This window comes from uncultured Aquimarina sp., from assembly GCF_947500065.1.
In the GTDB taxonomy this organism is placed as follows: domain Bacteria; phylum Bacteroidota; class Bacteroidia; order Flavobacteriales; family Flavobacteriaceae; genus Aquimarina.
On record NZ_CANMQT010000064.1, the window covers coordinates 1 to 221 of the forward strand.

Sequence of the window (221 nt, forward strand, 5' to 3'; positions counted from 1 at the left end):
GCTCCAGTGATTCCTTGTATTCCCTGTGCTCCAGTTACACCTTGCGCTCCAGTGATTCCTTGTATTCCCTGCGCTCCAGTTACACCTTGTGCACCTGTGATTCCTTGTATTCCCTGCGCTCCAGTTACTCCTTGTGCTCCAGTAATTCCTTGTATTCCCTGTGCTCCAGTTACACCTTGCGCTCCAGTGATTCCTTGTATTCCCTGAGCTCCAGTTACACC

Annotated in this window: 1 pseudogene; it reads right to left on the minus strand. The window is 50.7% G+C overall.

The features are described 5' to 3' along the window. Positions 1-221, minus strand: a pseudogene (locus Q0975_RS28455) (hypothetical protein); the annotation flags it as partial.